The 20507-nt window shown below is 66.2% G+C and carries 24 protein-coding genes; 13 read left to right on the top strand and 11 right to left on the bottom strand.

Annotated features, from left to right (window positions below):
- Both WA965_RS16755 and WA965_RS16750 read right to left on the bottom strand, forming a co-directional pair.
- On the bottom strand, positions 1–590 hold a 590-nt coding region (locus WA965_RS16755; protein ID WP_526447829.1), incomplete at its 3' end, for a cutinase family protein.
- Positions 591–694: 104 nt separating this feature from the next.
- Positions 695–1270, bottom strand: coding sequence for a hypothetical protein (locus WA965_RS16750; protein WP_526294459.1), 576 nt, complete (start codon positions 1268–1270; stop codon positions 695–697).
- Between the two features lie 60 nt (positions 1271–1330).
- On the opposite strand from WA965_RS16750, the gene WA965_RS16745 reads away from it, so the two are divergent.
- Positions 1331–1879 (top strand): TetR/AcrR family transcriptional regulator, encoded by a 549-nt coding sequence (locus tag WA965_RS16745; protein WP_526447827.1) that lies wholly within the window; start codon positions 1331–1333, stop codon positions 1877–1879.
- Position 1880: 1 nt separating this feature from the next.
- Here the strand turns inward: WA965_RS16745 and WA965_RS16740 are convergent, their stop codons facing one another.
- Both WA965_RS16740 and WA965_RS16735 read right to left on the bottom strand, forming a co-directional pair.
- Positions 1881–2933, bottom strand: a complete 1053-nt coding sequence (locus WA965_RS16740) for a class I SAM-dependent methyltransferase (protein WP_526297029.1) — start codon at positions 2931–2933, stop codon at positions 1881–1883.
- A 76-nt stretch (positions 2934–3009) separates the two neighbouring features.
- Complete coding sequence (locus WA965_RS16735; RefSeq protein WP_526297031.1) at positions 3010–3591, bottom strand: TetR/AcrR family transcriptional regulator; 582 nt, start codon at positions 3589–3591, stop codon at positions 3010–3012.
- Between the two features lie 205 nt (positions 3592–3796).
- On the opposite strand from WA965_RS16735, the gene WA965_RS16730 reads away from it, so the two are divergent.
- The 6 genes from WA965_RS16730 to WA965_RS16705 are packed head-to-tail and all read left to right on the top strand — an operon-like array spanning position 3797 to position 9734.
- Positions 3797–4462 carry an HAD-IA family hydrolase gene (locus WA965_RS16730; RefSeq protein ID WP_526297033.1) on the top strand — a complete coding sequence of 222 codons (666 nt, stop codon included), beginning with the start codon at positions 3797–3799 and terminating at the stop codon, positions 4460–4462.
- A 41-nt stretch (positions 4463–4503) separates the two neighbouring features.
- A complete protein-coding gene (locus WA965_RS16725) occupies positions 4504–5730 on the top strand; it encodes a sedoheptulose 7-phosphate cyclase (RefSeq protein WP_526297035.1) in 1227 nt (408 codons plus the stop codon).
- Positions 5731–5767: 37 nt separating this feature from the next.
- Entirely contained in the window at positions 5768–6568 is an 801-nt protein-coding gene (locus tag WA965_RS16720) for an O-methyltransferase (protein WP_526297037.1), read from the top strand.
- Positions 6569–6582: 14 nt separating this feature from the next.
- Complete coding sequence (locus WA965_RS16715) at positions 6583–7938, top strand: ATP-grasp enzyme (RefSeq protein ID WP_526297039.1); 1356 nt, start codon at positions 6583–6585, stop codon at positions 7936–7938.
- Entirely contained in the window at positions 7939–8982 is a 1044-nt protein-coding gene (locus tag WA965_RS16710; RefSeq protein WP_526297041.1) for a D-alanine--D-alanine ligase family protein, read from the top strand.
- On the top strand, positions 8961–9734 hold the full coding sequence (locus tag WA965_RS16705; RefSeq protein ID WP_526297043.1) for a TauD/TfdA dioxygenase family protein: 774 nt from the start codon (positions 8961–8963) through the stop codon (positions 9732–9734). The genes WA965_RS16710 and WA965_RS16705 overlap by 22 nt, the downstream gene beginning before the upstream one ends.
- 26 nt (positions 9735–9760) lie before the next feature.
- Here the strand turns inward: WA965_RS16705 and WA965_RS16700 are convergent, their stop codons facing one another.
- Together WA965_RS16700 and WA965_RS16695 are read right to left on the bottom strand one after the other, a co-directional pair.
- Complete coding sequence (locus tag WA965_RS16700; RefSeq protein ID WP_526297045.1) at positions 9761–10633, bottom strand: universal stress protein; 873 nt, start codon at positions 10631–10633, stop codon at positions 9761–9763.
- A gap of 43 nt (positions 10634–10676) precedes the next feature.
- Complete coding sequence (locus WA965_RS16695; RefSeq protein WP_526297047.1) at positions 10677–11579, bottom strand: universal stress protein; 903 nt, start codon at positions 11577–11579, stop codon at positions 10677–10679.
- A 134-nt stretch (positions 11580–11713) separates the two neighbouring features.
- Between WA965_RS16695 and WA965_RS16690 the strand changes: the two genes are divergently transcribed.
- On the top strand, positions 11714–12097 hold the full coding sequence (locus WA965_RS16690; RefSeq protein WP_526447825.1) for a DUF202 domain-containing protein: 384 nt from the start codon (positions 11714–11716) through the stop codon (positions 12095–12097).
- A gap of 1 nt (position 12098) precedes the next feature.
- Entirely contained in the window at positions 12099–12446 is a 348-nt protein-coding gene (locus WA965_RS16685) for a DUF202 domain-containing protein (RefSeq protein ID WP_526297051.1), read from the top strand.
- Here the strand turns inward: WA965_RS16685 and WA965_RS16680 are convergent.
- The 5 genes from WA965_RS16680 to WA965_RS16660 all read right to left on the bottom strand — a co-directional run bounded on the left by WA965_RS16680 (position 12443) and on the right by WA965_RS16660 (position 16051).
- Positions 12443–13789, bottom strand: a complete 1347-nt coding sequence (locus WA965_RS16680) for an MBL fold metallo-hydrolase (RefSeq protein ID WP_526297091.1) — start codon at positions 13787–13789, stop codon at positions 12443–12445. The genes WA965_RS16685 and WA965_RS16680 overlap by 4 nt on opposite strands.
- Positions 13790–13812: 23 nt before the next feature.
- Positions 13813–14223: a DUF302 domain-containing protein gene (locus WA965_RS16675; protein WP_526297053.1), complete on the bottom strand. Its 411-nt coding sequence runs from the start codon at positions 14221–14223 to the stop codon at positions 13813–13815.
- Positions 14224–14244: 21 nt separating this feature from the next.
- Positions 14245–14514 carry a metal-sensitive transcriptional regulator gene (locus tag WA965_RS16670; protein ID WP_526297055.1) on the bottom strand — a complete coding sequence of 90 codons (270 nt, stop codon included), beginning with the start codon at positions 14512–14514 and terminating at the stop codon, positions 14245–14247.
- Between the two features lie 62 nt (positions 14515–14576).
- Positions 14577–15452 carry a sulfite exporter TauE/SafE family protein gene (locus tag WA965_RS16665; protein ID WP_526297057.1) on the bottom strand — a complete coding sequence of 292 codons (876 nt, stop codon included), beginning with the start codon at positions 15450–15452 and terminating at the stop codon, positions 14577–14579.
- Positions 15453–15457: 5 nt separating this feature from the next.
- A complete protein-coding gene (locus WA965_RS16660; RefSeq protein WP_178358158.1) occupies positions 15458–16051 on the bottom strand; it encodes a rhodanese-like domain-containing protein in 594 nt (197 codons plus the stop codon).
- Between the two features lie 191 nt (positions 16052–16242).
- Here WA965_RS16660 and WA965_RS16655 point away from each other — a divergent pair, with 191 nt between their 5' ends.
- The 4 genes from WA965_RS16655 to WA965_RS16640 all read left to right on the top strand — a co-directional run bounded on the left by WA965_RS16655 (position 16243) and on the right by WA965_RS16640 (position 20410).
- Positions 16243–17622, top strand: a complete 1380-nt coding sequence (locus WA965_RS16655; RefSeq protein WP_526297059.1) for an MBL fold metallo-hydrolase — start codon at positions 16243–16245, stop codon at positions 17620–17622.
- Positions 17623–17642: 20 nt separating this feature from the next.
- Positions 17643–18839, top strand: coding sequence for an NAD(P)/FAD-dependent oxidoreductase (locus tag WA965_RS16650; RefSeq protein WP_526297061.1), 1197 nt, complete (start codon positions 17643–17645; stop codon positions 18837–18839).
- A gap of 147 nt (positions 18840–18986) precedes the next feature.
- Positions 18987–19538, top strand: a complete 552-nt coding sequence (locus WA965_RS16645) for a redoxin family protein (protein ID WP_526297063.1) — start codon at positions 18987–18989, stop codon at positions 19536–19538.
- A complete protein-coding gene (locus WA965_RS16640) occupies positions 19535–20410 on the top strand; it encodes a cytochrome c biogenesis CcdA family protein (RefSeq protein WP_526297093.1) in 876 nt (291 codons plus the stop codon). Before WA965_RS16645 ends, WA965_RS16640 begins: the two co-directional genes overlap by 4 nt.
- Positions 20411–20507: the final 97 nt, after the last annotated feature.

Genomic DNA, 20507 nt, shown 5'->3' with positions numbered 1-20507 from the left:
GAGCAGACCGGGTCTTCGGGGATGCACAGGTCGAGGGTCTTTCCCGCGTACTCCGGGCCGACAGTGATGGGCGGCGCGCCGGTGTTGAGCATCTGCAGGAAGCCACTCGACGGCTTGCCGAACAGCGTTACCGCGGCTACGTGTTCGGCGACCGACGGGGGCATCGGCCCGGTCATGCCGGGCGGCGGGGTGTAACCCTCGGGAATGGCGTCCTCGGTGATGTAGGCCGCGACCGCCGCGCCCTGCGAGAATCCGCCGAGAACGATCTGCGTGTCAGGGCAATCCGTGGTCATCTGCACGATCCGATTGCTGGCGTCGATGACGCCGTCCGCGGCGGTGGCGAAGTCGAGCGAGGCCGGGTAGTTCACCGCGTAGACGTCGACCGACTTCCCCTCGGTCTTGGCGCGGAGCGAATCCACGAAGGCCTGTCCGGTCGACCCGACACCTGGGGGTTCGAACGTGCCTCGCGCAAAGACCACCTCGACATCGGGGCACGGTGCTGCGTACGCGGGGGCTGCGAGCACGGGCATACCCGCCACTGCCACCACGATCGGTGCGACGCCTGCCAACCAACGACCAATTCTGCTCATGTGGACCGCCTGTCTCGTATCACTATCTGCGGTCGGCGCCATTGCTCCCCCGGCCCGACGGCGAGGGTGTACCCGCAGGAACTTTCAGTCGAAACTCCACAATGTTATTGGTTACCGGCACTTAACGTCGCGTCGGCGAGGCCGTCGTCCACGGTCCGGTCCAGCAGGTCGAGCACCGTGCGCACGTGCGTGCGTCGAACCGCCGCCCACACCGCGCGGGTCACCGGAGTGCGGTGGTAGACAAACGTGGCGAAGAGCAGACCATCGGCTCGCCGCTCGAAGAGCAACTCGCCGGGCATCCCGATGCGCGAAACTCTGCCCAGCAGAACACGTTCCGAAGTGCGGTGACGGATCGCCCAGCCCAGCACCGAGGCTGATGAGTTCGTCGCGGGCAAACCCAGCGCCGCCCAACCCGCCGTCAGCTCCGCCCGGGTGTCCGCCGGTGCCCCCTCGAGCACAGCCCTGGCCCAGGTCTCCGCCGTCCAGTCGGGGTGCTTCTGGGTGCTCAGCACAAAGGCGTCGGCGTAGTCGACGCGGGGCATGGTGCTCCGTGTGGTGGTTGTCGCCGGCACGTCGATCTGTCGGGTGTGCTGGTGCCGGCGCCGCGAAACTGAGTACACGAGCCGGGGGTGGATGATCCGGCGCAACGGCGCGATCGCCGCCGTGCATGCGCGACCCACAATCTGAAGCATACACAACTGTATGTATCATTTGTGATCGCTGTCAACTAGAAAGTGACCATGCCCGCGGCCACCCGAACCACCCGCGACGATTGGATCGATGCCGGTCTGGCCGCGCTCGCCGACGGTGGACCCGATGCGGTACGCGTCGACGTCCTCGCCCAGACACTCGGGGTGACACGAGGGGGCTTCTATCACCAGTTCACTAGCCGCCCGGCATTTCTGGAGGCGTTGCTCGACGCGTGGGAGAGCAGGAGTACCGCGGAGGTCCGCGAACGAGTCGAGCGTGAAGGTGGTGATCCCCGTCGGAAGGCCACCCGCGCGGGAATGCTGACGTTCTCCGACGCACTGCTGCCCATCGACCTCGCGGTTCGCGACTGGGCACGCCGCGATGACGCAGTGGCCGTACGGCTTCGGCGGGTCGACAACCACCGGATGGACTACCTGCGCGAACTGATCTCGGGCTACTGCCCCGATCCCGCCGAGGTGGAGGCGCGCGGGATGCTGGCGTTTGCCCTGGCGATCGGAAACCACTGCATCGCAGCCGAACACCCGGGGAGCAGCCGCGCCGATGTGGTGAAGCGCGCCACCCGGCTGCTGTTGGGCTGACCTATGGTCGCGCTTCGAAGATCAGGTTGAACGGTGTCTGCGCCGCCCGGCGGAACTGCGTGAAACCGCCACCGTCCACCATGACGCTTCTCAACCGGCGCTCTCCGGCCTGTGCACCCAGCGCCGGACCTCGTCGCGCCAGGGAAACCGGCACGCAGATCAGAGACGATGCGGCGTAGAAGAGTCGTCCCACCGGGTTGAAGTTGTCGGCAACGTTGTCGTTGGCAAACGGCTCGACGAGCAGGCAGTGGCCATCGGACTTGAGCGCAGCTCTCGCATGGCGAGCGGCGCCGGCGGGATCCGCCATGTCGTGCAGGCAGTCGAAGAAGGCGATGAGGTCGTAGTCGTTGCCCTCATAGGAGGTTGCGTCGGCAACCTCGAAGGTCACGTTGTTCACGCCCGATGTCGCCGCGCGATCACGGGCAGTGTCGATGGACGGGCGGTGGTAATCGATCCCGACGAACTGTGAATCCGGAAACGCCTGCGCCATCAGTATTGTGCTCGCGCCGTGTCCACACCCGACATCGGCGGCCCGGCCCCCTGCAGCCAGCTTCTCGACCACCCCATCCAGAGCGGGCAGCCACGACGTCAGCAGATTGGCGTGGTAGCCGGCCCGGAAGAATCGTTCTGTGCCCTCGAAGAGACATGGATGGTGTTCCCCCCACTCCATGCCCTCGCCACTGCGGAAGTTCTCCACCGCGCGATCGCGAACCGCAAAGAGGTCACGGATGATCTGGTACGCGCCCGGAAGATCGACCGGGCCCTCGGGGTCTGCCAGACATATCGCTTGTTCCTCGTTCAGGTGGTACTTGTCGGTGGGCTCGTCGTAGTCGACATAGCCGCTCGCCGCCTGGTTGGCGAGCCACTCGCGCAGGTAGCGTTCGTTCGTATCGGTCCGGCGGGCCAGTTCCTCGACCGAACAGGGCTGCTTCGCAAGCTCCGCATACAACCCGAGCTCGTCTCCGATCGACACCAGGACCGCACTCGCGGCGGCACCCAGATCACCCACCGCCCTGCCGAGGAATGTCTCCAGCCTGTCTTCGATGGTTGTCATCGCAAACTCCTTCGGCCACCCCGTGATTGAACGGTAGACCGATGCTGGGCAGCACCTGTGGCTTTGGCCGTTTTGGTCAACTCAAACGGTCAGCGGGGCGCTCGGCGGTGACCGTACTGGCAAGGACGATGTCGACCGCTGACGCGATGGTGTCGTCATCGGGGAGCGTGCCGAACATCAGCGACGGGCACGCGACGACTCCGGACAGCATCGACACCGCCGCTTCCAGTCCGCTACCGCTGAAGGATCCTTCGAGCATCGTCCTCAGCGGTCGCTGACCGCCGGTGTTGATCTTGTCTCTGAGCTGACCGATCTCGTCGACCGATGCCCACTGCGCCATCCCCGCGAGAAGGCGGTCAAGTCGCATGTCGATGACAACCTGACGGAACACCTGCAACTCGCCGATGAGGTCGGCTCGCAACTCGCCGGTCGGCGGATGATGGGGCATATCGCCGATGCCGTCCAGGGCCAGCACGATGAGGTCGAACCGGGCGGGCCAGTGGCTGTACAACGTCGTCTTCGAGTAGCCGGCCACCTCGGCGACGCGGGCGTGCGTCACCGCGTCGGAGCCCTCGTTGACAAGAACGTCGAGAGCGGCCCGCGCGACGTCGGCGCGGGTGCGCGCGACCCGAGCGTCCTCACCGGTGTCGGCCGCCATCTGTGTACTTCACCTCGTCGCCGTGGTCTTCCGCTGTTGGAGCCCGCCCGAGAGAAATTAACTGATGAACTAATTACTCGGTACCAGACGATCGAATCACTACTGAACGTTTAGAACAGTAGTGTACGGGGGATTCAGCGGTCGCGTGCGCAGCGACGCGCTGTGACCACGGTGAATCCCCGACCGAACCCCGCAAAGGAACCCCATGTCCGCCATCTTCTTCGGCTCCATCAGCACCCTCGCCGACACGTCCGAGCTGCAGCGCAGAGCCTTCAACGAAGCGTTCGAGGCACACGGCCTCGACTGGAACTGGTCACGCGACGACTACCTGTCCATGCTCGACTCCAATGGCGGGGCCCAACGGATCGCCGACTACGCCGAGGCCCGCGGGGACGAGGTCGATGCGCCGGTCGTGCACGCCACCAAGTCGCAGATCTTCCAGGCACTGCTCGGTGCCGAACCGTTGACAGTGCGACCAGGAGTCGTCGAAACCGTCCAGGAGGCCAAGCGTGACCGTCGCAAGGTCGGCTTCGTCACCACGACGTCGCAGGGAAACATCGACGCGCTCCTCGCCGCGCTGAAGCCCCACATCAGTGCGGAGATGTTCGACCTCATCGTCAACCGTGACTCCGTCAAGAAGCCGAAGCCCGATGCTGCGGCGTACACGTTTGCGCTCGAGCAGTTGGGTGAGGACGCGCGGACCGCCGTGGCCATCGAGGACAACGTCGGCGGGGTCGCGGCGGCGGTCGCGGCAGGCGTCACGTGCATCGCATTCCCGAACGAGAACACCACCGGGGGCGACTTCAGTGCCGCCGCCGAAACAGTCGACCACCTCGAGGCGGGACAGGTCCTCGGCCTCAGCAGGGCCTGAGCCGGCAGCCACACCACTTCGATGACATTGAGGACATCACCATGAGCAATCTTCAGGCGCAGGTGTCAGCCGGCGACCGGGCGTTCCACGTCGAAGGCTACGAGAAGATCGAGTACGACCTCGTCTACGTCGACGGGGTCTTCGCTCTCGACAACTCGGAGCTGGCGGACACCTACCGTCCCTACGGCCGGACGCTGATGGTCATCGACGAGGTTGTCAACGACCTCTACGGTGACGCCGCCCGGGCCTACTTCGACCACCACGAGATCGAGCTGACGGTGCTCCCGGTGCAGATCCGGGAAACCGCGAAGTCGCTGGAGACCTTCGAACGGATCGTCGGCGAGTTCGACGCCTACGGTCTGGTCCGCACCGAACCGGTGCTGGTGGTGGGCGGTGGCCTCACCACCGATGTCGCCGGATTCGCCTGTGCCAGCTACCGCCGCAACACGCCTTACATCAGGATTCCGACGACGCTGATCGGCCTGATCGACGCCAGTGTGTCCATCAAGGTGGCCGTCAACTACGGCAAGCACAAGAACCGACTCGGTGCCTATCACGCGTCGCAGAAGGTGCTCCTGGACTTCTCGTTCCTCAAGACGCTGCCAGAGGATCAGGTGCGCAATGGAATGGCAGAGCTGATCAAGATCTCCGTTGTCGGCAACAACACGATCTTCGAGATGCTCGAAGAGCATGGCGCCGATCTGCTGCGCACCCGCTTCGGCCATCTGGACGGCACTCCCGAACTCCGGGCGGTGGGGGACCGGCTCACGTATGCAGCCATCGCCACCATGCTCGACCTGGAGGCGCCGAACCTGCACGAGATCGATCTGGATCGGGTGATCGCGTTCGGTCACACCTGGAGTCCGACACTCGAGCTCACGCCGCCGGAGCCGTTCTTCCACGGCCACGCGATCAACATCGACATGGCGCTGTCCACGACGCTCGCCGAGCAACGCGGTCACCTCTCCGTCGGGGATCGTGACCGGGTTCTCGGTGTGATGAGCGACCTCGGCTTGGCGCTCGACAGCCCCCACCTGACGCCCGAACTGCTCACCGCGGCGACGTCGTCGATCCTCAAGACCCGCGATGGTCTGCTCCGTGCGGCGATTCCGGCACCGATCGGGCAGTGCATCTTCCTCAACGACGTGACCACCGATGAACTCGCGGACACCCTTGTGCTGCACAGGAAGGTCTGCTCGGACTATCCGCGCCGCGGCGACGGGGTCGACATGTTCACCGCAACCACGCCCGAGGGCACCCATGAATAGTCCGGCGGTACTCCAGGCACCTCGAGGACCGAGGCCGGTGACACCGTCGACCATTCTCGCCGAGGAGTTGGCCGAGGTGTGCCGGTTGCTGGACGCAGCCGACGTCGACCCCTCCGTGCGAGACCGGCTCTACCGGGCACGCGACCTCGCTGCCGGCCTCGATCCCTACCTCGCCCAGTGCACAACGCCGGAATCCGCTGCGCTGGCCGATCTCGCACGCCGAACACGTGAGATCAACTGGGATGCAGAGCCTTCCGGGGGCCAACTGGAGCAGGAGATGTTGTCGGGACATGTCGAAGGTCAACTGCTGAAGTTCCTGGTGCATCTCGCCGGTGCCCACAGGGTGCTCGAGATCGGGATGTTCACCGGCTACTCGGCGCTGGCGATGGCCGAGGCGCTGCCGGATGACGGCACTGTCGTGGCATGCGAGGTCGATCCCGGTGCTGCCCGCTATGCGCGGGAGTGCTTCGATGCATCCCCGGTGGGCCACAAGATCACCATCGAACTGGCGCCGGCGCTGGACACACTGCGGCGCATGGAGAACGCCGGCGCGGCGGCGTTCGACTTCGTGTTCATCGACGCGGACAAGGCCGGCTACCTGGACTACGTCGAATTCCTGATCGAGAGCACGTTGCTCACACCGAGCGCGGTGATCGCGGTCGACAACACCCTGATGCAGGGCGAACCCTACAAACAGGATGGCACACACACGGAGAACGGGGCCGCGATCTCGACGTTCAACGCCGCGCTCACCTACGACCCACGCGTCGAGCAGGTGCTGCTGCCCTTACGCGACGGTGTCACCCTGATCCGGCGGGCACCGGATCGAGCGATATGACCGCCGTTGCGCCCGTGGCAGTTTCCAACTCCGCCGCGAATGTGCAACACCCCCACAGCAGCGACGCGGGAAAGACCATGGCAACGCTGCTGGGTCTGCTCGTCACCCTGCCGATCGACCTCGCGCTGGTAGGGTTCGCGTTTCTTCGGCGAGCGCCGGACCCGGCCGCGACTGCGGATCCGGCCGGGACTGCGGGCGCCGGGCGGACCGTGCTGATCAGTGGCGGCAAGATGACCAAGGCGCTGCAGTTGGCGAGGGCCTTTCACGTTGCCGGGCACCGGGTGGTCTTGGTCGAATCCGCGAAATACCGCCTCACCGGTCACCGTTTCTCCCGGGCGGTGGACGCGTTCCACTGCGTGCCGGAGCCCACCGCGAGCGGATACGCCGACGCGCTGCTCGACATCGTCCGGCGCGAGCGCGTCGACGTGTTCGTCCCGGTCTCGAGTCCGGCGGCGAGCCTGCACGATGCCCGCGCCCGACAACTGCTCGACGGCGTCTGCGAGGTGGTGCACGCCGACGAAGAGACGGTCCGCATGATGGATGACAAGGCTGCGTTCTCGAAAGCTGCTGCCGCCCTCGGCCTGCGGGTGCCCGACTGGCGGCGGATCACCGACCCGCAGCAGGTGGCGGACTTCGACTTCCCCGACGGACGCAGCTACATCCTGAAGCGGATCGCGTACAACCCGGTGGGGCGCCTGGACCTGACGAGGCTGTCCGCCGAGACTCCGACGAAGAACGCCGAATTCGCCCGCGCGCTGCCCATCTCGGACAGCGACCCGTGGATTCTGCAGGAGTATATCGAGGGCCAGGAGTACTGCACCCACGGGACCGTCAGGCGCGGCAGGCTGCAGGTGTACGGATGTTGTGAATCCTCGGCCTCGCAACTGAACTACGCGATGGTGGACAAACCCGAAATACTCTCCTGGGTAGAGCAGTTCGTCGGCGAGTTGGGCGTCACCGGACAGGTCTCCTTGGACTTCATCGAAGCCGCCGACGGCCACGTCTACGCCATCGAGTGCAACCCACGCACCCATTCGGCGATCACCATGTTCGACGACCACCGGCAGGTGGCGGCGGGCTACCTCGATGACGGCCACCCGATGGTCACGCCGCGACCCGGTGCCCGCCCGACATACTGGATCTACCAGGAATTCTGGCGGCTGCTGACCCAACCGGGGCGCCGCCGCCACAGGCTGGCAACCATGCTGCGAGGAAAGGATGCGATCTTCACCTGGTGGGATCCATTGCCCTACTTTGTGTTTCACCATGTCCAGATCCCGGTGCTGCTGCTGGGCAATCTACGCAGACGCCGTGGGTGGACCAAGATCGACTTCAACATCGGCAAGCTCGTCGAAGAAGGCGGGGACTAGATGGCCTCTATTCTGCATCTGGTCGGATCTCCGGTGGACGACTTCCACGCCGAACTGTCGCGACTGTACGCGGGCGCGTGTTTCGACGCGCTGTCCGCGCGCACCGCACACACCATGCATGTCGCCTACGTCTCGCCGGACGGTATGTGGCGGTTCCCCGCCGATCTTCGCGCCGAGTCACTGTCGGCAGCGGTCCGAATGACGGTGTCGGAGGCGATCACCCATCTGGGGGTGCTCGGCATCGACGCTGTGGTGCCGCAGATGTTCTGCCTGCCCGGAATGACAACCTACCGTGCGCTGTTCGACGTCCTCGGTATCCGGCATCTGGGCAATCCGCCGGACGTGATGGCGCTGGCGGCCGACAAGGCGAAAACCAGAGCGGTGGTGGCCGCCGCCGGCGTGGCGGTACCCGCCGGAGTGGTGGTGCACCCTGGCGACGACCTGCCGCTGCCGCTGCCGGTCGTGGTGAAACCGGTCGCCGCCGACAACTCCGTCGGAGTGTCGCTGGTCCGGGAACCGGGGCAGTACAAGGCCGCCTTCGACGCGGCCGCTGCGCACAGCGGCGCCGCCCTCGTCGAATCCTACGTGGAGCTGGGTCGAGAAGTGCGCTGCGGCATCGTGGTCCGCGACGGCGAGATGGTGTGCCTGCCGCTGGAGGAGTACGCGGTGGATTCGGCCACCAAACCGATCCGCGGCCGCGACGACAAGTTGGCCCGCCACGGCGACGGTGAGCTGTATCTGGTTGCCAAGGACGAATCCAGGGCGTGGATCGTCGTCGACGACGAAGCCCTCACCCAGCGGGTGTGGGCGGCGGCCCGGCAGTGTCACATCGCGCTCGGCTGCCGGCACTACAGTCTGTTCGACTTCCGCATCGACCCCGACGGCCGCCCCTGGTTCCTGGAGGCGGGACTGTACTGCTCCTTCGCGCCGAGCAGTGTCATCGCCGTGATGGCCGCCGCGACCGGGATGGGCGTCGCCGACCTCTTTGAACAGGTCCTGGCCGAACTGGGACGGGAGACGCCATGCCTGACGTCACCACGATGACTCCAACGGGCGCCCGCGTCAACGGTTTCCGGGTCGGGGCGCTCGACGAACACACGGTGGCCGACCTGCGGCGATTGCTGGCCGATCACGGCGTCGTCGTGATGCCGTCACAGGACATCGACGACCGGCGGTTCCTGGAGTTCCTCCGCAGCTTCGGGCCGACGATGTTCACCGTCGGCGAGACGCCGGTCCCCGGATTTCCCGACCTCAACGTCGTCAGCAACGTCGGGCGGACCGCGCCGCCGCGATCGACGTTCCACACCGACACCAGCTATGTGCGGAAACCACCGACCTACACCGCATTACGGGCCGTCCGTGTCCCCGCCCGCGGCGGACACACCTTGTTCACCAACCAGTACACCGCGTACGAGACGTTGCCGGCTGACCTTCGTGACGACATCGCGGACCGTCACATCACCCACGTGGTCACCGGCCTGGAACTGGGAGCAGACGACGAGACGTCGGCGGTGCATCCGATTGTCCGCGTGCACCCCATCTCGCGGCGCACATATCTCTACCTCTCCGCGCCCGGCCGTTGTGCACAGGTGAGCGGCATGTCCGCGGAGCAGGCCGGCGTCACCATTGCCCGACTGTTCGAACACTGCACTCATCACGACAACGTCCTGCGCCACGCCTGGGCCCCGGGCGACGTCGTCATGTGGGACAACCGCTGTGTGCTGCACCGCGCCGATCATGACGGCGTCGTCGGTGATCGGGTCTTTCATCGCGGCATGGTGGCCGAGCAGCAATAGCGGGCGCTTCGTCGAAGTCGCCAGTCCTAAAGCGCTTCCCACGTGCCCGGGACCACCATGACCGGCCGCTCGGCCTTGTGCAGTGTGGCCATCGCAACGCTGCCCAGCATGACCTCCCGTGCCATCGAGCGCCCCCGTGATCCCACGACAATCACCGCCGCTTCCCGGTCGGCGGCACAGACGATCAGCGCGTCCGCGACGGCATGCGCCCGCAATCCGCGACCCCGTTCGACCCGCAGACGGGTGACCTTCCGGCCGCCCAGGACGTCGGCTTCCACGGGCGGCGGGTCGGTGGCGGTGTCGGTGTCGACGGAGACCAGCAACACGTCGCGCTCCGGGAACAGTCGCGCGGCCGCCGTGAACGCTGCCTCTGCGCCGGGCGAGCCATCCCATCCGACCACCAGCGGCCCGTCCGAGAGGGCGGCGTGCTCCGCAGCCAGCATCGGATGGGGGACGACGACCATCGGGCGTGCGCTGTAGTGCACCACCAGGTCAGACACGCTGCCCAACACCGCTTGGGTGCCACCGAGGCCACGGGAACCGACCACGACGAGGTCGGCATCCACCTCCTCGGCGGCCTGGGCGATCCGCCAGCCCTCCCCACCCCAGGTCCGTTTCAGCAGCGGCTGTGCGTCCCACCCGGCGGCGCCGGCCAACGTCACGCCCATGGCCACCACCCTCTGGGCCTCGTGCTCACCCTCCTGCTCGATCATCGCGACCAGGTCGTCGAGATCCCGGGCACGGGCGCGTAACCGTCGGCGGACTTTGTCACTGGCGAACGGCGGTACCCACAGATAGGTGACCAGGGCGCGCGCCCCCGGGAACAGCAGCCCCCCTGCTTCGATCGCGGACCCCGCTTCCGGTGAGCCGTCGTAACCCATGATCAGGCGGAGCGTCATCGCCGACCTCCTCGACCGTCGATATCGTGAATGTTCCTCGGCGTCAATGGTCCTCGGAGTTGCGGGCCACGATCACCGGTATCTGCGCCGAGTGCACCACGGCCCGCGCCACCGAGCCCAACAGCATGCCTGTGAAGCCGCCGCGACCGTGGCTGCCCACGACGACGAGCTGAGCGTTCTCGGCCGCTTCGAGCAGGCGCGGCGCCGGCCGGTCGCTGACCACGACCTTGTGGACGGTGACATCGGGGTACCGGTCGTGCCATCCGCCGAGCCGTTCGGAGAGGACCTCCTGCTCCTGCTCCTCGACATTGCGCCACTCGATCGGCGCGAAGTCCGTCGGTGGAAAGCCGAGGGGCCCCATATCGGTCCACGCGTGCACCGCGACCAGGTCCACTCCGCGCCGGGATGCTTCGTCGAAGGCGATCTCGGTGGCCAGTTCCGAGGTGGGTGAGCCGTCGATGCCCACCACCACCGGCGCCGATGCCAGGGGGGTGGGATCGGCATCGTGGATCACCGCGATCGGGCAATGCGCATGGTGAACCAGACCGGCGCTGACCGAGCCGAGGAGCGTGCCGGCAACCCCGTCATCGCCGCGGCGGCCCACCACGACCATCGCCGCGGACCTGGACAGGTCGACAAGTGCCGGGATGGTCGGCTTGTGCACCACCTCGGTCGTCACCGACGAGGCTCGACCAGGTGCCACGGCATCGACGGCGATCTTGTGGGCCTGTTCGAGGATCTGCCCGGCCTGCTCTTCCTGCATCTGGGAGTAGACCGCAGCCGGGAACGGCGACCACCCCTGCGCGACATAGGTCAGTGGGGCGACGACGTGCACCACCTTGAGAGGCATGCTGTGCATGTCAGCGTCGTGGGCAGCCCACAGGACCGCCGCGTTTGATGAGGGTGAACCGTCCACAGCGACGACGATCCCGCTTTTTTGGGTCATATCGCAGACGTTAGGCAGCGGCCGTCGACACCAATAGGGGCGTTGGTCCTCAACTCGGGGCGACCGCGGATCGTGGATGGCACTATGGCGATCTACGGTGGTCCACCGATGAACACACCGGGGAAGGAGGTCGGGTGAATCTTCGCGACGACGATGAATCGGCCGCATCCCGAGATGAACAGGAACCCGACTACCGCTTCACGCTGGCGAACGAGCGGACCTTCCTGGCGTGGATCCGCACCGCGCTGGCGCTGATCGCCGGCGGTATCGCCGTGGTGCAGTTCGTCCCGTCCTTCGGGATACCCGGCGTGCGGCACGGCCTCAGCGTCGTGCTGACTGCCGGGGGCGGACTGTTGGCGGCGCTGGCGGTGCGACGTTGGCAGCGCGTGCAGAACGCGATGCGGCGTGAAGAGGACCTGCCGACCACGTATGTGCCGCTGCTCCTGGGCGGTTCGATCTTCGCCATCACCGTCGTGGTTCTCGTGATATTGGTCGTCTGGCCACCGGGTGGGCGGTGAGGTGTCCCGCCGTGAGCCGTGGAAGCCAGGTCTTCAACCCGAACGCACCCTGTTGTCCTGGGAGAGAACCGCATTCGGGTTCTTGGTCGGCGGCGCCCTGGTGCTGCTGCGGGAGCACGGACCTCTCGGACCTGGCCGGACGGTACTTGCGCTGACCGCGACGCTGCTGGCGTTGCTCATCCTCGCGCTGGGTTACCGACGATCGCACCACATCAGGGACAGCCCGGTGGTCGCGGGACGAACGGTGATGTCCGCCCCGCGCACCGAGGTCCTGCTGATCGGTGGTGTCACAATCGCTTTCGCCACCGCGATCGTCGTCGTGCTGATGTACTCCGTGATTCTGGGTTAGCTCACGAGACCCAGCTTCTCGGCCTGCTCGAAGGTATCGTCGACGAGGACCACAGTGCGGTCGGAGCGGTCGATCATCGAGGCGGCGATGGCGGAGCGGTAGCCGGAGGCGCAGTGCACCCACACCTCGCCGTCGGGGACTTCGTCGATGCGCTCCCCGACCTCGTGCAGCGGAATGTTGAGCGCGCCCGGGATGTGGCCGTCCTCGAACTCGCCGCTCTGACGGACGTCGAGCACAGCAGGTCGGCCGACGTCGAGTGCCTCGGCCAACTCAGCGAAGTTCGCGACACGATAGGACCGCAGCCGCCGTCCGGCCGCGAGCGTGTGGATCTCCCCGACAGCGGATCCCGTCACCTTGTCGACACCGATGCGCACGAGTTCTCGCCGCGCATCGGCGATCTGGTCGACATCCGCGCCGATGAGGGTCAGCGGCGAACCCCAGGAGTAGAGCCAGCCGAGGTAGGTGACAAAGGTCTCCGACAACTCGAAAGCGAAGGTGCCGCCGAGGTGTCCGGCCGCAAACGCGGTACGGTGACGCAGGTCCACCACCCACTCGCCGGCGTCGATCCGCCGCCGCAGCTCGTCGGGATCGACCGGTTCCGGCAGTGACAGATCAACCGGGTCGGGTCCCTCGGAGTTGATGACGCCCATGTGCGCGTAGTACGCGGGGTAGGCCGACAGCCCGGCGATCAACTCGTCGACGTAGCTCTGCTCGTCCTGGGTCAGGGCGGGATTGTCCCGGCGCTGTTCGGCAATGGTCGACGAGTCGCCGCTGGCGGGGGTCGCCGAGCAGAAGCTGCCGAACCCGTGTGTCGGATAGACCTGGGTGTCATCGGGCAGTTCGGCGGCGAGTCGGCGCACCGAGTGGAACTGTGCATGCGTGAGCGCCTCGGTGTGCTCGGTGCCGAGTAGGTCGGTGCGCCCGGTCGTCCCATGCAACATCGATCCGCCGGTGAACACGCCGACCACGTTGTCGCCGGCGTCGCGAAGGACGTAGCTGACGTGATTGTGGGTGTGACCGGGGGTGTGCATGACCTGCAGTCGAACTGGGCCGGCATCGATGACGTCGCCGTCGACGACGGGACGTCGTCGGTAGCCCACCTCGTCGCCGGCGGGAACCACGTACTCGGCGTCGGTGCTGCGGGAGAGCTCGAGGCCGCCGGTCACATAGTCGTTGTGGATGTGTGTCTCCAGCACGTGGGTGATCTTCACCCCCCGGTCGCGGGCGACGTCGACCACGCGGTCGATGTCGCGTTGCGGGTCGATCACAACGGCGATCCCGTGGGCACTGATCAGATAGCTGCGATCACCGAGACCGCTCGTCTCGATGATGGCCACGCCGATGTCGCTCCTCTGGTTCGGCACTGTCATCGGCTGTCGCCCCCCAGCGAGTCGAGCGCCGCCCGCAGCTTGGTTGCGGCTTCGTCGGCGACCTCACGGACCCCGGGCTCATCGGAGAGCTGGACCATCACCTGCGGATCCATCGCGTCGACGATCACCGCGTCGCCACCGGCGGTGGTGTCGGCGCGTACGGCGACGTTGCAGGGCAGCAGCAGGCCGATCTGACGGTCGGCGTTCACCGCGCGGTGGGCCAGCGGCGGATTGCAGGCGCCGAGGATCAGGTAGTCCTCGATGTCCTCGCCGAGCTTGGCCTTCAGTGTGGCCTTCATGTCGATTTCGGTAAGTACGCCAAAACCTTGATCCGCCAACGCTTTGCGTGTGCGCTCAACCGCATCTTCGAAGGTGGTGTGCAGTGTCGTGGACAATGCGTAACTCATGTTCTCCTCCTGGTTGTCTGATCAGGCAAGTGCCATGAACAATTTCTCCAGCTCGGCTTCGGACATCGGTTGCTTGCCATCGTGGGACTCGCCGGTCAGGCATTCCCGCATACCGGTCGCGACGATCTTGAACCCGGCCCGGTCCAGCGCGCGCGACACCGCAGCCAGCTGCGTGACGACGTCCTTGCACTCGCGGCCCTGTTCGATCATCGAGATCACTCCGGCCAGCTGGCCCTGGGCCCTGCGAAGCCTGTTGAGCACCGCAGCGATTGCGTCCTCGTCTCCGACCATGGGTGTGTCTCCTCTCATCGACTGTACGACCATGGTACCCATGGGGGTATTCTCGGTGGTCCTCATGCGGCGGCCGTTCCAGAGGTGTGCGCGCCGGTGAGGCGGCGCAGCGGGCAGTGGGCGAAGCGGGTGCACACGAACGTCATCGCGGCGGCGAACACCGTGAGTGCGGCGGCGCCGAGTCCGACGCTGGGGTGGATCTCCTGGGCCAGGATCACCGAAGACATGGCCAACACAAACCAGCCGAAGGTCTTCCGCAGGGCATCGGGGTCGACCTTCGCGGTCAGTCGGGATCCGACCAGAGCGCCGACCACGGCGGCGGCGGTCACCGCCAGCGCGACCGTCCAGTTGATCTGGACGCTCGACAGGTACCCGCCCAGACCGGCGAAGGACTTCATGGCGATGACGATGAGCGAGGTGCCGACTGCGATCGGCATCGGCAGCCCGCCGAGCAGCGCGAGAGCGGGCACGACCAGGAATCCACCGCCGGCGCCGACCAGTCCGGTCACCAGGCCGACGATGAGTCCCTCTGCGACGATCTTGGGGACCGGCAAGCGGTGCGATCCGTCGGTGACCTCGACGTTCTTCCGCCCGCGGAGCATCGCGACGGCCGTCGCGACCATCATCACGGCGAAACCGATGAGCAGGACGGTGCCCGGAATGAATCGGGCCAGTAGACCGCCGCCGAAGGCGCCGGCCATGCCCGCACCGCCGAAGATCAGGCCGGTGCGCCACTGGACACGACCGGCCCGCGCGTGCGAGATCGCGCCGATCGCGCTGGTGACGCCGACGACCAGCAGCGAGGTGGCGATGGCCTGTTTCGCGTCCATGCCTGCGACATAGGCCAACAGTGGGACGGTCAGGATCGACCCTCCGCCGCCGAGCAATCCGAGTGCAACGCCGACGAATACGGCAAGGCCGATGGTGAGCGCGATCATGTCGATCAGCTCGCTTTACCCGGGGCGGTCGTGCTGCCGACGAGTTGGGAGACGATCGTGTCGGCGTCGCAGGCGGCGCCGCGGTTGTACGGCAACTTCGACAGCATCATGCCCATCGCGCAGGTGTTGGACAGCGCCGCGAAGGTCAGTCCGCCGCCGATCGCCCCGGCAACCCATTTGAGCTTCGGCGCGGCGACACTGCCCAGGATGGCGCTGAGCACGATCGACCCGGCGACCAGCCGGACCTGACGTTCGAGATCCCAGCGTTGCGGGCCGCGGTTGACCGCGAACCCGCGGGATTCCCAGGCGGTGATGCCGCCGTCGAGGATATGCACATTGGTCAATCCGGCGTGGCGCAGCGTCTCCTCGGCCTGGCCGGCGCGTTGGCCCGAGCGGCAGACCAGGACGACGTCTTCGTCGAGATGCTTGATGATCTCGTCGCGGTGTTCCCGCAGCAGGTCCAGCGGCACGTTGTAGGCGCCGGCGATGTGTGCGGTCTCGAACTCGCCGGGGGTCCGGACGTCGAGCACCCGTGGCGGTGCGGCGGAATCGAGTAGCTCGCTGAGGTTCTGCGAATCGATGGTGGCAGGTGCGGCCATGTCGAGGTCCTTTCGGGGCGGTGTTCCAGCGGGTCTGCCGATACCACGGGGGGTATCGAACAACTTCATGATACGCATACCCCTGGGGGTAAATGCAAGCAGGAATACTAATACCCCTGGGGGTACTTGACATACCCATAGGGGTATAGGCACGATGGCAGTACCCCCCCGCCAACCGAAGGGTCTGTGACATGAAGTTCATCCAGTACTACCTGGACTGCCTCTCCCATGCGTCGTACCTGATTGCGGACGAAAAAACCGGCCGCGCAATCGTTGTCGATCCCCAGCGTGACGTCGGCGAGTATCTCGCCGATGCGAAGGAGTTCGGCTTCTCGATCGAACTGGTCGTCGAGACCCACTTCCACGCCGACTTCCTGTCCGGTCACCTGGAACTGGCCGAAGCCACCGGCGCCAAGATCGTGTACTCCTCGGTCGCCGAGACCGAGTTCGAGTCGATGGGCGTCGCCGACGGTGAACGCTATTCGCTGGGCGAGGTGACGCTGGAGTTCCGTCACACGCCGGGACACACCCCCGAATCGATGAGCATCGTGGTGTACGAGCACGCCGACGACGAGGTTCCCTACGGCGTGCTGACCGGCGATGCGCTGTTCATCGGTGATGTCGGCCGCCCCGACCTGCTGGCCTCGATCGGATTCACCCGTGAGGAGTTGGCCGACAAGCTCTACGACTCGCTGCACAACAAGCTGATGACGCTGCCCGACGCCACCCGCGTCTACCCGGCGCACGGCGCGGGCTCGGCGTGCGGCAAGAACCTGTCGACCGATCTGTGGTCGACGATGGGGGAGCAGAAGGAGACCAACTACGCGTTGCGTGCGCCCGACAAGGCGACGTTCATGAACCTCGTCACCGAAGGTCAGCCGCCGGCGCCGAGCTACTTCGTCTACGACGCGATCCTCAACCGCAAAGACCGCGAACTGCTGGACCAGACCAAGATGCCGACCGCGATGACCTACGAGCAGGTGCTCGAAGCGATCGAGGATGGCGCGGTTCTGGTGGACGGCCGCGGCCCGGAGGAATTTGCGTTGGGGCACCTGCGCCAGGCGATCAACATCGGCCTGGAGGGCCGCTACGCCGAGTTCGCCGGGTCAGTGCTGGCCTCCGATGTCGACATCGTGTTGTTCACCGAGCCGGGCCAGGAGCTGGAAGGCAAGAACCGGCTCGCCCGGATCGGCTTCGACCGGGTCATCGGCTATCTCGACAACCCCTTCGAGGTGATGTTCGCCCACCGCGACGACGTGCAGATCGCTTCCCGGTTGACGGCCAAGGCGTTCGATCAACGCGCGTCGGAGCTGGCTGATCTGCAGATCGTCGACGTGCGCAATCCCGGAGAGGTCGAAGCCGGCGCCATCCCGGGTGCGATCGCCATCCCCGTCGGCCAGTTGCCGAGTCGGTTGCGCGAACTGGACCCTGCCAAGCCCACGGTCGTCTACTGCGCCGGTGGGTACCGGTCCTCGGTGGCGGCCAGCCTGCTGCGGCAGAACGGCTTCGTCGATGTCAGCGACATCCTGGGCGGCTTCGGCGCCTGGGACGACGCCCACCAGAGTGCCTGAGCGAAAGAGATCTGAACAAAATGAACACTCGACATCAGATCCTCATCGTCGGCGGCGGCAGTGCCGGTATCTCGGTCGCCGCCCGGCTGCTCCGCAAAGGCCACTCCGACGTCGCCGTGATCGAGCCGTCCGACATGCACTACTACCAGCCGCTGTGGACGCTGGTCGGCGGCGGTCAGGCGAAGGCGTCGACGACCGCACGGTCGGAGGCGTCGGTGATGCCGAAGGGCGCGACCTGGATCAGGAATGCCGCCGCGACCGTCGATCCCGACAACAACACGGTCACGTGCGCCGACGGCGCGACCTACTCCTATGACGTGCTCGTCGTCTGTCCCGGGATCCAGTTGGACTGGAACCGCACCGAGGGCTTGCAGGACGCTCTCGGCGAGGATGGTGTGTCGTCGAACTACCGGTACGACCTGGCGCCGCGCACGTGGGACTACATTCGCAACTTACGTTCGGGCAGTGCGGTGTTCATGATGCCGTCGGGTCCGATCAAATGTGCCGGAGCGCCGCAGAAGATCGCGTACCTGGCCAGTGACTACTGGCGGTCCCAAGGGGTGCTCGACGACATCGACGTACACCTGGTGGTGCCGACACCCCGGCTGTTCGGCATCCCGGCGATCGCCGACAACTTGGATGCGATCGCGTCGGATTACGGAATCACGGTGCACACCAACGCCGAGGTGACCTCCGTCGACGCGGCGTCACACAAGGTCGGGGTGACCGGTGTCGGCGACGGCGGATCCGGCACCATGCTGTCCTACGACGTGCTTCATGCCGTGCCACGTCAGTCCGCGCCGGACTGGATCAAGTCGAGCGTGTTGTCGACCGGGGACGCCAACGGTTATGTCGAGATCGACAAGCACACGATGCAACATGTGCGCTACCCCAACGTGTTCAGCCTCGGCGATGCCGGATCGTCACCCAACTCCAAGACCGGAGCGGCGATCCGCAAACAGGCGCCGGTCGTTGTCGACAACATCGAGGCACTGCTCGAGGGCCGACCGCTGGATGCCCGCTACAACGGGTACGGGTCGTGCCCGATCGTCACGTCGTCGCACGCGATGTTGTTGGCGGAGTTCGACTACGACCTCAACCTCACTCCGTCGTTCCCGCTGATCGACCCGACCAAGCCGCACCGTGGCTACTGGTACCTGAAGAAGTACGGGCTGCCGTTCATGTACTGGAATCTGATGCTCAAAGGGCTCGCCTAGGAAATCTCCACCCGGAGAGGGTGACCTGCCTCGGCGTAACGCTTCCGGCCGGTTCGGACACTGTCACGTTGATGACAATGGCCAAGCAGCTCCTGCTCATGTACTGCTTGGATGATGCCGTCCACGCGAAGTAGGAGAGGTCTGACAGTGCGAATCAGGTATGCAGTTGCGGCGCTGGGCGCCACGGTCAGCGTCGCTGCGGGATGCGGCGGTTCCGCGGAGACCACCGAATCGGTGGCTGCGGGAACGGCTCCCACAGTGGCGTCCGAGACGACCGCGAGCGTCGCAGCGGTGCCGGCTCAACTCGACTTCGTCGCCCAGACCGTCGGCGGCCAGGAGTTCTCCGGACAGACGCTGGCCGGTAAGCCCGCTGTGTTCTGGTTCTGGGCGCCGTGGTGCCCCACCTGTCAGCGAGAGGCACCGGAGGTCGCCGAGGCCGCACGTGCCAATCCCGACGCAACATTCGTCGGCGTCGCGGCATTGGATCAGCAGCCTGCGATGCAGGAGTTCGTCGACAGATACGACCTGGACTTCTTCACCAACATCGCCGACATCGACGGCGCGGTGTGGCAACGATTCGGCGTGACCGCGCAACCGGCCTTTGCGTTCGTCACGGCAGACGGTTCGGTCGACGTCGTTCCCGGCACCCTGGGCGCGCCGGCGCTCAACACCCGGATCTCCACCCTCGTCGACCCCTGATGGACGGAGGGGCCATCGGGTTCGCCATGGCCGCGGGACTGGTCGCGGCGCTGAATCCGTGCGGCTTTGCGCTTCTGCCGGGATACCTCGCCCTGGTTGTGGCCGGCGAGGGCGATGCACCTGCCGGTCGCCTCGCCGCGGTGGGCCGCGCGCTGGTAGCCACGGCGATGATGGCGACGGGGTTCCTGGTCGTCTTCGGATCGTTTGCACTGATCTTGGCGCCGTTCACCGCAGTGATCCAGCAGTACCTGCCGGTCGTCACCGTGGTCATCGGGGCGGTGCTGGTCCTGCTCGGCGCTTGGATGCTCAGCGGCCGGGAGGTGACCCTTCTTCTCCCGAAGACCCGAGGCGGTGCGCCCACCACGCGGCTGGGCTCGATGTTCGGCTACGGCGTGGCCTATGCGGTGGCCTCGTTGTCCTGCACGATCGGCCCGTTTCTCGCGGTCACCGGCTCGACCTTCCGGACGGGGTCGATTCTGGACGGCGTCACCGCCTACCTCGCCTACGCCGCAGGCATGGCGTTGCTTGTCGGTGTCCTCGCCACCGCGATCGCGTTGGCGGCCGCGCCTGTCACGAAATGGCTCCGTGGCGCGACAGGCCATCTGAACCGGATCGGTGGAGTGCTGCTGCTCGTGGCTGGCGCGTACGTGGCGTATTACGGCGTGTACGAACTACGGGTTATCGGCGGTGGGGACGCCGAGGACCCGCTGATCGAGTCCGCCGCCCGGGTGCAGGAGGCGATGTCGGCGGCCGTCGGCGCCATCGGAGTCCTGCCGTTGACGGTGCTACTCGTCGTGATGGTCGGTGCCGCCGGGGTCTACCAATGGCGGCGAGTGGTCCGACGTCGGAGCATCACGGCCGCCGAAGGCTGAGACCGCGCGGGAAGGCGATGTCGGTAACGCGGACGAAATACGGTCGCCACGTTCAGGTAGCTCGGCGGGCATAACGTTTCGCCGATCCAACGCTGCC

Source organism: Mycobacterium sp. (genome assembly GCF_049683935.1).
Classification (GTDB): domain Bacteria; phylum Actinomycetota; class Actinomycetes; order Mycobacteriales; family Mycobacteriaceae; genus Mycobacterium.
Note: the sequence above shows the minus strand (reverse complement) of the source record. Positions and strands in the feature narration are given on the sequence as shown.